Source organism: Microbacterium helvum (assembly GCF_014779795.1).
Lineage (GTDB): Bacteria > Actinomycetota > Actinomycetes > Actinomycetales > Microbacteriaceae > Microbacterium > Microbacterium helvum.
On record NZ_JACXZS010000007.1, the window covers coordinates 158,009 to 172,462 of the forward strand.

7 protein-coding genes are annotated in these 14,454 nt (G+C 70.5%); 5 read left to right on the forward strand and 2 right to left on the reverse strand.

Annotation, left to right across the window (positions count from 1 at the left end):
- The first annotated feature begins 34 nt into the window (after window positions 1–34).
- From IF188_RS12125 to IF188_RS12140, 4 genes are all read left to right on the forward strand, one after another.
- Entirely contained in the window at window positions 35–1,666 is a 1,632-nt protein-coding gene (locus IF188_RS12125) for an ABC transporter permease subunit (protein WP_191172063.1), read from the forward strand.
- Entirely contained in the window at window positions 1,666–2,574 is a 909-nt protein-coding gene (locus IF188_RS12130; protein ID WP_191172064.1) for a sugar ABC transporter permease, read from the forward strand. Before IF188_RS12125 ends, IF188_RS12130 begins: the two co-directional genes overlap by 1 nt.
- 107 nt (window positions 2,575–2,681) lie before the next feature.
- Window positions 2,682–4,871, forward strand: coding sequence for a glycosyl hydrolase 53 family protein (locus tag IF188_RS12135; protein WP_318152869.1), 2,190 nt, complete (start codon window positions 2,682–2,684; stop codon window positions 4,869–4,871).
- A 190-nt stretch (window positions 4,872–5,061) separates the two neighbouring features.
- A complete protein-coding gene (locus tag IF188_RS12140) occupies window positions 5,062–10,101 on the forward strand; it encodes a prealbumin-like fold domain-containing protein (RefSeq protein WP_191172065.1) in 5,040 nt (1,679 codons plus the stop codon).
- Here IF188_RS12140 and rsmI read toward each other — a convergent pair.
- Window positions 10,074–10,892, reverse strand: coding sequence for a 16S rRNA (cytidine(1402)-2'-O)-methyltransferase (gene rsmI, locus IF188_RS12145; protein WP_191172066.1), 819 nt, complete (start codon window positions 10,890–10,892; stop codon window positions 10,074–10,076). The two genes, IF188_RS12140 and rsmI, sit on opposite strands and share 28 nt — an antisense overlap.
- A 178-nt stretch (window positions 10,893–11,070) precedes the next feature.
- On the opposite strand from rsmI, the gene IF188_RS12150 reads away from it, so the two are divergent.
- Window positions 11,071–12,567, forward strand: a complete 1,497-nt coding sequence (locus IF188_RS12150) for a dolichyl-phosphate-mannose--protein mannosyltransferase (RefSeq protein ID WP_224751815.1) — start codon at window positions 11,071–11,073, stop codon at window positions 12,565–12,567.
- Here the strand turns inward: IF188_RS12150 and IF188_RS12155 are convergent.
- On the reverse strand, window positions 12,564–14,435 hold the full coding sequence (locus IF188_RS12155; protein ID WP_191172068.1) for a thioredoxin domain-containing protein: 1,872 nt from the start codon (window positions 14,433–14,435) through the stop codon (window positions 12,564–12,566). The two genes, IF188_RS12150 and IF188_RS12155, sit on opposite strands and share 4 nt — an antisense overlap.
- Between the last annotated feature and the right edge of the window lie 19 nt (window positions 14,436–14,454).

Consider the following 14,454-nt stretch of genomic DNA (forward strand, 5'->3'; position numbering starts at 1 on the left):
CCGACGCGGGAGTCAGACCCTCAGGAGCACACGCATGACGGTGGATGCACCTCCCTCGCCGCCGGCGACCCCCTCGCCCTCGTCGAGTGCCGCCCCCAGGCCTCGCGAATCGCACGCCCGCCGCTGGCGCGGCCCGGGCTGGGGGTTCCTCGTCAAGCTCGCGCTGATGGCGCTCGTGAACGCCTTCGGCGTGATGACGCTGCTGAGCGCCTTCCGCGCCGAATCGTGGATCGTGTTCGGCGGGATGCTGGTGCTCGTGCTGGCGGCAGACGTCGTGTACTTCACCCGGCGCGCGCTGCCGCTGAAGTACCTGTTGCCCGGCCTCGTGTTCCTGCTCGTCTTCCAGGTGTTCATCTTCGGATACACCGCGTACATCGCCTTCACGAACTACGGCACCGGGCATGCCGGCACGCAGCAGCAGGCGGTCGAGGCGGCGCTGATCCAGGGCGAGCGACGCGTCGAGGACTCCCCCACGTACCCCCTGTCGGTGCTCCAGCGCGGCGATCAGCTCGGCTTCGCGATCGTCGACGACGGTGACGTCCTGGCCGGCACCGCCGAGGAGCCGCTGGGCGAGGTGCCCGGTGCGAAGGTCGGCCAGGCGGGCACGCCCACCGAGGTGCCGGGCTGGACGGTCATCCCCAAGGCGACGGTCATCACCGACGCCGAGCTGCAGGCGCAGATCGCAGCACTGCGCGTGCCCGTCTCAGACGACCCCAACGACGGCTCCATCCGCACGCGCGACGGCTCCACCGGCGCCGTCTACGAATCGACGCTGGTGTGGGATGCCGCCGCCCAGACGATCACCGACACCACCACCGGCACCGTCTACACCGCGAACGACAGCGGCTCGTTCGTCGCGGAGGACGGCTCCACGCTGCCGGCAGGCTGGTACGTCAATGTCGGCTTCGACAACTTCCTGCGGATCTTCACCGATCCCGCCCTCGCGAGCACCCTCCTGTCGGTCACCGTGTGGACCTTCGTGTTCGCGACGCTGTCGGTGCTGCTGCCGTTCGCCCTCGGACTCATCCTCGCGCTCATCTACAACGACGCGCGGATCAAGGGACGCCGGTTCCTGCGGACCCTGTACATCCTCCCGTACGCGTTCCCGGCCTTCATGTCGGCGCTGCTGTTCCGCGGCATGTTCAATGCCGAGTTCGGCGTCATCAACGACCTCTTCTTCGGAGCGCACATCAACTGGCTGGGTGATCCATGGCTCGCCCGCGCCGCGGTCATCTGGGTCAACCTGTGGCTCACTTATCCGTACTACTTCCTGGTCTGCACCGGGGCGCTGCAGGCGCTGCCGCAGGATACCCTCGAGGCGGCATCGATCGACGGCGCCGGGCGCACCCGGCAGCTGCGGTCGATCATCCTGCCGCTCGTGCTCGTGGCGACCGCACCGCTGCTGATCTCGTCGTTCGCGTTCAGCTTCAACAACTTCACGGTCATCTACATGTTCAACAACGGCGGCCCGTCGATCCCCGGCGCGCCGTATGCCTTGGGCGCCACCGACATCCTGATCTCGGCCATCTACGACATCTCGGGAGTGTCCGGCGGCGCAGCCGACTACGGCCTCGCGAGCGCGTTGTCGATCCTCGTGTTCGCGGTCGTCGGCGGCATCTCGGCGATCGCGTTCCGGCAGACCCGCAAGCTCGAGGAGTTCCAGTGATGTCCACTGCAACGACTGTCCCGGCCTCCCCCGCCTCGTCCCGCGATCCGCGCCGCGGCGCGCGCCGCCGACGCTGGCTGCTCGACGTCGGCTGGAAGTACCTCCTCGCGGTCGTGGTGATCTTCTATGCGGTGTTCCCGCTGGTCTACGTGCTGTCGGCATCGCTCAATCCGCACGGCACGCTCGCGGCGAGCAACGCGCTGTTCAGCGTCGTCGACCTGTCGAACTTCTTCGCGCTCGGCCAGACCCAGTTCTGGACGTGGGCGGGCAACACGCTGCTGATCGGCGGCGTCTCGTCGGTCGGCGCGGTGCTGATGGGGGCGGCTGCCGCGTACGCGTTCTCGCGCTTCCGCTTCTCGGGCCGCCGGGCGGGCCTCACCGGGCTGCTCATCATCCAGATGTTCCCGCAGGCGCTCGCGTTCGTCGCGATCTTCCTCATGCTGCTGACACTCGGCGAAGTCGTCCCGGCGCTCGGCCTCAACTCCAAGATCGCGCTCATCTGCGTGTACCTCGGCGGCGCGCTGGGCGTCAACACGTTCCTCATGTACGGCTTCTTCAACACCGTGCCGATCGAGATCGACGAGTCGGCCAAGATCGACGGCGCCACGCACGCGCAGATCTTCTGGCGGCTCATCATGCCGCTCGTGACGCCCATCCTCGCGGTGGTCGCGCTGCTCGCCTTCATCGCCGCGTTCGGCGACTACATCATCGCCAAGATCGTCCTGGTCTCCGAGGAGAACTGGACGCTCGCGGTGGGCATGTACCAGTGGGTCTCGAACCAGCTGGCGTCGAACTGGGGCCTGTTCGCCGCCGGTGCGGTGATCGCCGCGATCCCGGTCCTCGTCCTGTTCCTGTCGCTGCAGCGCTACATCGTCGGCGGCCTCACCGCGGGTTCCGTCAAGGGCTGAATCCGCCGCGCCGGTGCGCCCGGCATCCATCACCGTCGGCCACGCCGACGACAGCCGCAGCGTCGCGGGACCGTTCGGCGACGCTGCCTCAGGAGAGGAATGCGAACGTGCAGAGCTGGACATCGAGAACCCGGAAGGCGGTGCTCGGCGGAGCGCTCGCGGCGACTCTCGTCGCGGGTGCCGCGGCACCGGCCGCGTGGGCGGCCACGGTGGAAGACCCCGTGGACGCCGGAATCTTCGTCGACAGGGTGGACGGACTCGCCGACGACTTCGCGATGGGGGTCGACGTCTCGACCGTCCTGTCGCTCGAGTCGAGCGGTGTGGTGTTCCGGGATGCGGCCGGTGCCCCCGCCGACATCTTCGAGGTACTCGCCGACAACGGCGTGAACTCGGTGCGCATCCGGGTCTGGAACGACCCGTACGACGCCTCGGGCCGCGGCTACGGCGGCGGCACCGTCGACGTCGACCGCGCCGTCGCCATCGGAGGACGCGCGACCGCCGCGGGACTGGACGTGCTGGTCGACTTCCACTACTCCGACTTCTGGGCGGACCCCGCGCGTCAGCTGGCGCCGAAGGCGTGGGCAGGCCTCGACGACGCCGCCACCGCGACCGCGCTGCACGATTTCACCGCGGACGCGCTGCAGCGCTTCGAGGACGCGGGTGTGGACGTGCGCATGGTGCAGATCGGCAACGAGACGAACAACGCGATCGCCGGCCACACGCGGGCCGGGCGGGCGATCGACGCGCAGTTCGCCGCGCTGGTGTCGGCGGGCAGCGCCGCGGTGCGCGAGGTGCTGCCCGACGCACTGGTGGCCGTCCACTTCACGAACCCCGAGACGCCCGGCCGCTACGCCGAGTACGCGGCGGGGCTCGCGCAGTACGGCGTGGACTACGACGTCTTCGCGAGCTCGTATTACCCGTACTGGCACGGCACGCTCGACAACCTGACGGCGGTGCTGTCGCAGGTCGCCACGACGTACGACAAGAAGGTCATGGTCGCCGAGACCAGCTGGGCCCGCACGCTCGAGGACGGCGACGGCTACCCGAATGTGATCGGCGCGAGCGGCACCACGAGCCAGTACCCGGTGAGCGTCCAGGGGCAGGCGTTCGAGCTGCGGGACGTGATCGCAGCGGTCGCCGCCGTCGGTGATGCCGGCGTGGGCGTGTACTACTGGGAGCCCGCGTGGCTTCCGGTCGGTCCGGCCGACCAGGTCGAGGCGAACCGCGTGCTGTGGGAGCAGTTCGGCTCGGGCTGGGCCTCCAGCGCCGCGAGCGGCTACGACCCCCTTCATGTCGGCGACTCGTACGGCGGGTCGGCGTGGGACAACCAGTCGCTCTTCGCCTGGGACGGCACACCGCTGGAGTCCCTGCGCACCTTCGCGTACGTCCGCACCGGCGCCGTCGCGCCGCGAGAGGTCGTGTCGGTCCAGGACGTGTCGCTGACCGTCGTCGACGGCTCGCCCGTCGAGCTGCCCGCCACGGTCGCGGTCGCGTACAACGACCGCACCAGCGAGCAGCAGTTCGTGACCTGGAGCGCCGCCGTCCGGTGGATCCGCGGCCCTGGGCACTACGCGATCCCCGGGCGCACGGCATCCGGCCTCGCGCTCACCGCGGACGTCACCGTCGAGGCGGCGAACCACGTCGTCAACGGCGGTTTCGAGAGCGCCGACATGAGCGCGTGGCGCCTCACCGATCCCGCGGCGCGTCAAGAGACCGCGGACGCTGCGGTCGGCGACCATGCGGTCACGTTCTGGAGCGGCTGGGCGTATCGGACGTCGGCGTCGCAGACCGTGACCGGAGTGCCGGCCGGCACCTACGTGCTGCAGGCGACGACCCAGGGCACGAACAGCCCGGCGACCGACACGCGGACGCTGACTGCCCGCACCTCCGAGGGCACCTGGAGCGCACCGATGGAGTTCACGGTGTGGAATGACTTCCACACCGCCACGGTGCCCGGCGTCGTCGTCGGCGCGGACGGCGTGGTCGAGATCTCGGCGGACTTCTCCCTCTCGGCCGGCGCCTGGGGCGTGCTGGACGACGTGCGTCTCGTCGACGCCGCGTCGGCGGGTGGCGGTACACCGGTCGACAAGACCGCCGTCGTGGACGCGCTGTCAGCCGCGGCGGCCGTGGAGCGGACACGTTACACGGCCGCATCACTCGCACAGCTGGACGAGGCGACGGCGATCGGCGACGTCGTCGTCGCGGCGTCGCAGGCGTCGGCACGCGAGGTGAAGGACGCCGCCAAGCTCGTGCAGAAGGCCGTCCACCAGCTGAAGGTCGCCAAGACGAAGGGCTGATGGATGCCGATCCCCGGCGCCGTCCGCGGCGCCGGGGACCCTGTCACCCGAGGCGGGTGAATGTGGCGAAATGACACCTCCGTGACTCTCACCCCCTCCCCTCGGGCCGATGGCTTCCGCTATGGTCTGGATCACGACGCGTGCTGGTCCACGGGTGGGGGACGTGCGCACGCCGCCTGGAGGGATGTCGATGCGCAGGATCCAGTTCGTCTCACTTGTCGTCATCGGCGCGCTGGTCGGCGCGCTGGCCACTCCTTTCGGTATCGCAGGAGCCGCCACGGCCGCGACTCTGCAGCCGTCAGGCCTCGCGACGGGGTTCGAGATCGACGGCAACAAGACGGGCGGCACACCGCCGAACACCTTCGACTGGAACTCGTTCCTGACGCCTCTCGCCGCCGACGGGAGCTACACCTTCACGCCGACCGGCGCCTACGTCACGTCGCAGGGCAACCGCTCCTCCGGCATCCTCGACGCCAGCATGGAGTGGGACAACGTAAGCCTCGCCGCGGCATGCGAGTCGACCACGCTCGATCCGACCGGCTCCCCGGGCAGTCAGACGCCGAACACGAACCCGTGGGCCCCCGGACCACAGAACACCAATGCGAAGGGCGACCTGTGCAGCATGGCCTCCGCGTACGAGGTGGTCGTCGACGCGCAGGGCGGGCGCCACGTGGTGCTGTACTCCTATTGGACCCGCGCCGTCGGCAACGGCAGTCTCAGCGTGCTCCAGCTGCTGGAGGGTCCGCAGCCGGGACGCTGCGATGACCTCATGATGGTGTTCGAGTACAACTCGAGCGTCAGCACCGCCACGATGCACACCCGCACCTGGGTGCCCACCGCCGGCGACGCGTGCGCGAACCCGAACGGGACCGGCCAGTGGCTGAACACGGGCAAGGTCATCCAGACGGCGTGGGCGGTGGGCGTCCGCACCGAAGGGCCGCCGATCGGCAACCAGCCGCAGGCGACCTTCGGCGAGTTCGCCGTCGACCTCTCGGCGGCCGGGCTCATCAGCCCCGCCACGTGCTCGACGTTCCGGGCCTCGACCGCGCTGAGCCGGACCGGCACGGACTTCACCGCCCAGACGCAGGACTACTTCGTGGCGCAGGATCCGCTCGTGATCGCCAACTGCGGCACGCTCACCGTCACGAAGGACGCGGCGCCCGCGGACTACGCCGGCGCTGATCAGTTCGGCTATCAGGTCTCACGCGGAGGCGGCGTCGTCGTCCCGGCGACGGGCGCCACCGAGATCTCGGACACGATCGGCATCCGAGAGAAGCACACCTTCGAGGGCGTCCTGGGCAGCACCGACTATCAGCTGTCCGAGACCTCGCTGCCGCCGGGTTGGGTGCAGCAGTCACTGGTCTGCACGACAACACAGCCCGGCACGGGCGCGACGCTGACCTTCGTCCTCGACGACCCCGCCGACACGTTCAGCGTCTTCCCGCTGACCACCACGGACTGCGTCATCACGAACGCGACCTCGACGGTCACCGTGACGAAACAGACGCTGCCCGACGGGTCCGATCAGTCGTTCGCGTTCGACGTCGCCGGGACCCCCGTCACCCTGACCGACGGCCAGAGTCAGACGTTCTCGTTCCCGCCGGGCACGACCGTCCCGATCGGCGAGACGATCCCCGACGGATGGATGACGAGTCCCGACATCACGTGCACCAGTGCCGGCGCCGTCATCAATGAATCCGACGCTTTCGCCGAGGTCACGACGGTCGCGGGCGCTGATGTCGCGTGCACGTTCACCAACTCCCAGCTCGGCAGCATCCGCATCAGCAAAGAGGCGATCGGGACCGACCCGAACACCGCGTTCGAGTTCACCGGCACGTGGCCGGGGGGCGAGAGCTTCTCGATCAACACCGAGGTCGGCGACGGCACGAACTACTACCAGGACTTCACGGGCATCCCGCCGGGGCATTACTCGGTGTCCGAGATCGGTGATCGCCACGGCACCGAGATCGGCTCGCTCATCTGCACCATCGGCGGCGTCGACACCGTCTTCCCCGCCGGATCGACGAGCGCGGAGTTCGACCTCGCACCGGGCGACACGGTGAGCTGTTATTTCGTCAACGTCGTCCCCGGCCACATCCTCGTCGTGAAAGAGACCGACCCGTTCGAGTACGACCAGGACTTCCTGTTCGACTTCGGCCCCAGCGGCGAGGACCCGACCGAGCAGTTCACCCTGAACCCGCGGCCCGGATTCGCCACGTGGGACAGCCCCAGCCTGGAGGCTGGCAGCTATGACATCACCGAGCTGCTGAGCGACCTGCCCGACTGGGACCTGACCGACATCACGTGCGACGTGTCCGACGGCGGCGGATCGACGATCGACCTCGAGACGCTCACGGCGACGGTCGATCTGCCGGATCAGGGCATCGCCCAGTGCGTCTTCCACAACACCGCGGCGCTCGGCACGTTGAACCTCTCGAAGACGGTCGCGGGACTCGCCGACGGCACGCCGTGGTCGTTCGACTTCGCCCTGACCGGCGACGACGGTTCGTCGCAGTTCGTGACCGTCTCGTCGGACGACCCGTCGGTGTCATTCGCCGAGCTCGTCCCGGGGGTCACGTACTCCCTGGATGAGACTCTGCCGGCCGGGTGGGACGGCACGTTGACGTGTGGCCTCGCGGATGCCGCCGGCACGATCGGATGGCAGTTCACGCTTGCACCCGGCGATGAGATCACCTGCACCGCCGAGAACACGGCGGCGCCGGCATCCCTCTCGCTCACGAAGACCGTGACCGACGTGACGGACGACCTCCCGTGGGAGTTCGGCTTCACCCTGACACCGCCGGACGGCGTGCTTCCGGACGGCGGCGCGCAGACGATCTCGGGCACCGGCCCGACCTCGCAGACGGCGACGTGGACGAACCTCCTGCCGGGACGGACGTACACGATCGCCGAGCAGGCCGCGCCGGGGTGGGCCGCAGGTGAGCTGACCTGCACCGGAATCGAGGATGCCGACGTCGACCCGCTGACGGTCACCTTCGTCGCCCAACCCGATCAGGCGCTCGACTGCGCCATCACGAACCAGCCCGAGTCGATCGACGTCAGCATCACGAAGACGGCACTCGAGGGCGACGGGACGTTCCAGTTCATCCTGACGCCGCTGGACCCGGTGGCACCCGCCATCGTCTCGTCCGTGGTCACCGCGGATGGCACCGGCGTCGCCACCTTCACCGGTCTCGCGCCGCGCGGCCTGTACTCGCTGGTCGAGCGCGAGATCCCGGGCTGGGTCCAGGGAGAGCTGGCGTGCACCGTGACCCACGCCGACAGCACCTCCGAGTCGCTCGACGTCAGCGGATTCCGGGTCGCTCCCGGCGATCAGATCGCCTGCGACATCGACAACACTGCGACGCCGGCGACGCTGTCGGTCACGAAGATCGTCACCGACGTCCCGGAGGGCTTCGAGTGGTCGTTCCCGTTCGCGCTGACGCCGGCCGACGGGGTCACCCCGGACGGCGGCGCGCAGACCATCTCGGGATCCGGCGCGTCCTCGCAGACGGCCACCTGGACCGGCCTTCGTCCCGGCCGCACGTACACGATCTCGGAGCAGCCGGTGCCCGGCTGGCAGCCGAGCCCGTTCGTCTGCGAGGGCGTCGAGGACTCGGACGACGACCCCGCCAGCGTCACGTTCATCGCCGAGGCCGGCACGACGTTCGACTGCGTGATCGCGAACGCGCCGCAGCCCGTCGGCGTCACAATCACGAAGTCGACGGTCGGGGGCGACGGCACGTTCGACTTCGTACTGACCCCGACCGATCCGGCCGGAGAGCCGATCGACACGCAGGTCACGACGGTCGACGGCACCGGCACCACCACCCTCGACGCGGTACCGCCCGGGAAGTACGCGCTCACCGAGAGCGATGCCGACGGCTGGGTCGCCGGTGAGTTCGAGTGCACGGTGACGCGTGCCGGACAGACCACCCCGGCCGACGCCGCGGACCTCGATCTGCAGCCCGGCGACGCCGTCGCCTGCGGGATCGAGAACGCCGCCGCCGGGCGCATCGTGGTCGTCAAGGACGTCGACGGCGACGACGGCACGTTCGACTTCACGGGGACCTGGCGCGACCCCGGGGCCTTCTCGATCACGACGGTCGACGGCACCGGCTCCGAGACCTTCGAGGACGTGGCGCCCGGGTCGTACGAGGTGAGCGAGACCACGCCCACCGGCTTCGACAACACCGACCTCGTCTGCGCCGACGGCGATGCCGACGGCACGGCCTCGACCGTCGAGGATCTGGTCGGCACGGTGAACGTCGACCCGGGCGAGACCGTCGTCTGCACCTTCACGAACACGCAGTGGGGCACGCTCCTCGTCGACAAGACCACGCTTCCCGCGGGCGCGACGCAGGAGTTCGACTTCGAGTGGGGACCGCAGGGCGCGGAGTTCTCGCTGACGGATGCCGCCGACCCGTACTCGACCGGACCGATCGCCCCCGGCACCTACACCGTGACCGAGCTCACCGCGCTGACGGACTGGCAGCTCGCCGGGATCGAATGCACGGGCTCGGACGCGGACCCCATCGTCGACGGGTCGTCGGTCACCGTGGGCGTCCCGTTGCGGGGCACGGTGTTCTGCTCGTTCGTCAACGCGTCTCGCGCGCCGCTCGAGATCGAGAAGACGGTCGCCTCCGGGCCGACGCAGCAGGACGACGGCTCGTTCGTCATCGCCTACACGATCACGGTCACCAACCCGGGCGGCATGGCCGACACCTACGACCTCAGTGACGGGCCGCGCTTCGGCGAAGGGGTCACCGTTCAGTCGGCGACCGTCACCTCGGACGACGTGGCCGTCGACCCCGCCTGGAACGGGGCCGACGTCAGGCTCATCACCTCCGGGGCGGTGATCCCGCCCGGGGCGGTCCACACCTTCACCGTGACCGCGACGGTGACCGTGTCGTCCACGATCACGCCCGAGCAGGCCGACTGCATCGTGACGTCCGACACCGAGGGGTCCGGCCTGCTCAACAGCGTCACGGTCACGGGGACGACGAGCACCGCGTCGACGACCGCGTGCGCGCCGGTGCCTCCGCTCGAACCGCCGGTACCCCCCGAGCCTCCGGTGCCTCCGACGCCTCCTGTGCCGCCTGTTCCGCCGCTGCCGCCGACCGGCATGACGCTCGACGCGCTATGGCTGGGACTCGCGCTGCTCGCCAGCGGCGTGGCGGTCGTGATCGTGCGACGGAAGCGTCAGCCGCGCACGGCGAGCGACGCCTGATACAGCTCGCGGCTGGAGTGTCCGGTGAGCCCGGACACTTCGGCCGCGGCATCCTTCAGACGCATTCCGTCGCGCACCAGCTCGAGCACCTGGGTGACCGCGTCGGGGAACGCGACGCCGCGCGCGGGCGCGCCGGCAACGACGATCACGAGCTCGCCGCGCACGCCACCCTCGGCCCACGACACCAGCTCGTCGAGCGTGCCCCGCGCGACCTCCTCGTGCAGCTTGGTCAGTTCGCGACAGACCGCCGCCCGCCGGTCGGCCCCGAACTCGGCTGCCATGTCGGAGAGTGTGGATGCCACCCGCGAAGGCGCCTCGAAGAACACCATCGTGCGGGGCTCCGCGGCGAGCGCCCGCAGGGTCGACGTCCGCTCCCCCGCCTTGCGGGGCACGAATCCTTCGAAGCTGAAGCGGTCGGTCGGCAGGCCTGAGACAGCGAGCGCGGTCACGACGGCGCTCGGGCCAGGGATCGCGGTCACGATCACTCCCGCCTCGGCGGCCGCGGCGACGACGCCGTAACCCGGGTCGCTGACGGTCGGCATCCCGGCGTCGCTCAGCACGAGGACGTCCCCGTCGCGGGCGAGCTCCACGATCTCGGGCGCGCGATCCTTCTCGTTGTGGTCGTGAAGGGCGATGAGGCGGGGCCGGTTGGCGATCCCGAGCGCCGCGAGCAGGCGCTGCGTCGTGCGCGTGTCTTCGGCGGCGACCACGGTGGCCGACTCCAGCGCTTCGACGAGCCGGCGGGACGCGTCCCCGAGATTGCCGATGGGGGTGGCCGCGAGGATGATCACGCCCTCAGCCTAGACTCGGGCGTTCCAGGTCGCCCCGGGGTGCGCCGCCTAGGATGGCCGGGTGACGGATGCCCCGCGGCCGACTGTGGACCAGCACAGTGCCGACCAGCACAGTGCCGACGAGCCTGCGGCGCCCCTGCTGCCGCCCCCGCGCCCGACCCTCTACGACCGGTTCGCGATGAGCGTGGCCGCGAGCCCGCGGGCGCAGCGCCTGTACCGCTGGCTGGGCCCCGCGCTCGTCGTCGTGCTCGCCGGCGTCCTGCGGCTGTGGAACCTCGGCGCCGCGCACGACCTCATGAACCAGTTCGACGAGACGTACTACGTCAAGGACGCCTGGTCGATGCTGCACCTCGGCTACGAGGGCTCGTGGCCGTCCGACGGCAACGCGAGCTTCCTCGCCGGCGACCCGAACGTCTTCACATCGAACCCGTCGTTCGTCGTGCACCCGCCGCTGGGCAAGTGGATCATCGGACTGGGCATGCTCGTGCTGGGCCCGGACTCGGGCTGGGGCTGGCGCATCACGACCGCGCTGCTGGGCACCGCCTCGGTACTGCTGCTGATGCTGATCGCCAAGCGACTGACGCGCTCCACGACGTTCGCGGTCGTGGCGGGCCTGCTGATGGCCGTGGACGGCCTGGCGATCTCGATGAGCCGCATCGCCCTGCTCGACACGTCGCTGACGTTCTTCGTGCTGCTGGCGTTCCTGTTCGTGATCCGCGACCGCGAGCGCACGATGACGCGCATCGCGACGACCGTCGCCGCCCGCTACGACGGCGACGAGCCGCCGTCCTGGGGACCGATCCTGTGGAACCGCCCATGCCTCATCGCCGCCGGGGCGGCGCTCGGCGCGGCGAGCGCGGTCAAGTGGTCCGGAGCGTGGGTGCTCGCGGGTCTCGGCGTGTACCTCGTGGTCACCGACGCGCTCGCGCGCCGCCGCGCCGGTGTGCTGTTCTGGCCGACGGATGCCGTGCGCCAGGGCCTGGCGACCTTCGTGCTGTTCGTGCCCGTCGCCGTCGGCGTCTACCTCGCCTCATGGACCGGCTGGCTCGTCACCGACGGAGGGTACGACCGTCACTCGGGCAGCAACGCGCTGCAGAGCCTGTGGCTGTATCACGAGGCGATGTACCGGTCGACGTCGCAGATCACCTCGGGCCACACCTACGCGAGTCCGGCCTGGCAGTGGCCGCTGCTGCTGCGCCCGACCGGCGTGTACTGGCATCACGATGCGTACGGCGTCAACGGCTGCGAGGCTGCGAACGGCTGCGCCGAGGTCATCTCGACCATCCCGAACCCGCTCATCTGGTACGCCGGTGTCGCGGCGGTGCTGTACCTCGCGTACCGGTTCGTCGTCGCGCGGGACTGGCGATACGCCCTCGTGCTCACGGGCGTCGCGGTGACCTACCTTCCCTGGCTCTTCCTGCCCGCCCGCACCGTGTTCCAGTTCTACACGGTGCTGATCCTGCCGTTCATGCTGCTGGCGCTCACGTTCGCGCTGAGGGACATCGCCGGGCCGCCCGGCGCGACCGCGTATCGGCGCACCACGGGTCAGCGACTCGTGCTCGTGTTCCTCGTCGTGGCGCTGGCGCTGTCGGCGTTCTGGTACCCGGTGATCTCGGCCATGAACGTGTCGTACGACTTCTGGCACATGCACGCCTGGATGACCGGCTGGATCTAGTCGGCGAGCTCGGACGGATCCGTGACCGGCAGCCGGCAGACGAAGCCACGGCAGTCGTACGCGGTAGCGAGCCCTTCTCGCAGACTCTTCTCGGCGAAGAGCCCGAACCCTGCGGCCGCCCACGCTTCGGCGCCCGCCGGCGTGACCACGGTGAACAGATCGGCAGGGATGCCGCGTGCCGCGGTTACGAGGTCGGCCCCGGTGTCGGGCGTCACGACGACGACCTGCCGGGGCGCGACGGCGAGGACCGACGCGACCCGCAGCATCGCACCGTAGGCGAGGGGCTGCGCGAGCGCGGCACCGGCGTGCGCGGCCACGAGGTCCTCCGCGCGCTCGCGATAGCCTTCGGCCCGGTTCTCATCGGCCCGGATTTCATCAGCGCCGAGCAGCCACAGCGCTACGGCCGCCCCCGCGAGCGACGCGGCGCCGGACGGCTCGTCGGCGTCGGATGCGGCATCCGGCGCGCCGATGCCCTGCTGCGCGAGCACCGGGTCCCCGCCGCCGGGGGCCGCAGGGCGCCCGTCGGCGAAGCAGGCGTCGACCAGCTGCCGGGCGCGCACGGCGTACGCGACCTCACCCGTGGCGACAGCAAGCGAGATCAGCCCGGCCGCGAACTGCCCATGGTCGGCGAGCGTGGCAGGCGACCGCGACGGGACCTCGTCGAGCGACGCCCGGACGAAGCGGCCATCGGAGCCGGTGTTGGCCTGCAGCACGGCGTCGGCCGCCCAGCGCGCCGCCTCGATCCACGCCGGTTCGTCTTCGCGCGCGCCCGCGCGCGCGAGGGCGCCGATCGCCAGCCCGTTCCAGCCGGTCACGACCTTGCCGTCCACGGCCGGGGCGTCGAGGTCCGCGCGGCCGCCGGCATCTCTCGCGTAATACCCGCCCTCGCTGCGTGCGCCGTCGATCCACGACTCGGAGTCCTGCGCGGCGCCGAAGCCGCCGGCGGGCTGCTGCAGCACGTCGACCAGGAAGGCGGCGATCCCGCGCGCGACATCCGGCTGCGGGGTGACGGCGTCGAGTGCGACATCCAGCAGCTGCGCGTTGTCGGTGAGCATGCGCTCGTAATGCGGCACCGTCCAGTCCGGTCGTGTCGCGTACCGGAAGAACCCGCCCTCGACCGGATCACGTAACGGCGAGGCCGCCATCGCCGCGAGCGCCCGGTCGGCGACCGCGGCCGCCGCGGGCGCCCTCTCGCGGACGAGCGGCGCCTGCAGGAAGCGCAGCGCGGTGGCGACCGGGAACTTGGGCGCCGGCACGGCCGGGTCGCCGAAGCCGCCGTGCCGGGGATCCTCTCGCGCGGCGAGCATGTCGGCCGCGGCGACGAGCTCGTCCGCGGTCGGCGTCGCCGACCCGCGCGGCGCGGACGTCCGCGCCTCCGCGAGAGCGTCGGCGATCGCGTCAGCGGTCCGGTCGATCTCGTCGCGGCGCTGCGTCCACGCCTCGTCCACGGCGGCGAGCACCTGCCGGAACGCGGGGATGCCCGCGCGCGGGGTGGGAGGGAAGTACGTGCCCGCGTAGAACGGGCGTCCCCCCGGCGTGACGAAGACGGTGAGCGGCCAGCCGAGGTTCGGGGTGAAGGCGGACGCCGCGGCCATGTAGGCGGCGTCGACCTCCGGGTGCTCCTCGCGGTCGACCTTGACCGACACGAAGCCGTCGTTCAGCTGGGCGGCGGTCACGGCATCCTCGAACGATTCCCGTGCCATCACATGGCACCAGTGGCAGGTCGAATAGCCGATCGACACCATGACGGGCACGTCCCGCCGACGGGCCTCGGCGAACGCCTCCTCGCCCCACGGATACCACGCGACCGGATTGCCCGCGTGGGCTCTCAGGTACGGGCTCGTGGCATCCGCGAGGCGAGGGTTCACGGCATCCGCTTCCGCCAGG

Excerpts from the sequence above, each read along its gene's own strand:
- IF188_RS12125 (WP_191172063.1), top strand. The coding sequence starts at position 35 with ATGACGGTGGATGCACCTCCCTCGCCGCCGGCGACCCCCTCGCCCTCG.
- IF188_RS12130 (WP_191172064.1), top strand. The coding sequence starts at position 1,666 with ATGTCCACTGCAACGACTGTCCCGGCCTCCCCCGCCTCGTCCCGCGAT.
- IF188_RS12140 (WP_191172065.1), top strand. The coding sequence starts at position 5,062 with ATGCGCAGGATCCAGTTCGTCTCACTTGTCGTCATCGGCGCGCTGGTC.
- IF188_RS12150 (WP_224751815.1), top strand. The coding sequence starts at position 11,071 with ATGAGCGTGGCCGCGAGCCCGCGGGCGCAGCGCCTGTACCGCTGGCTG.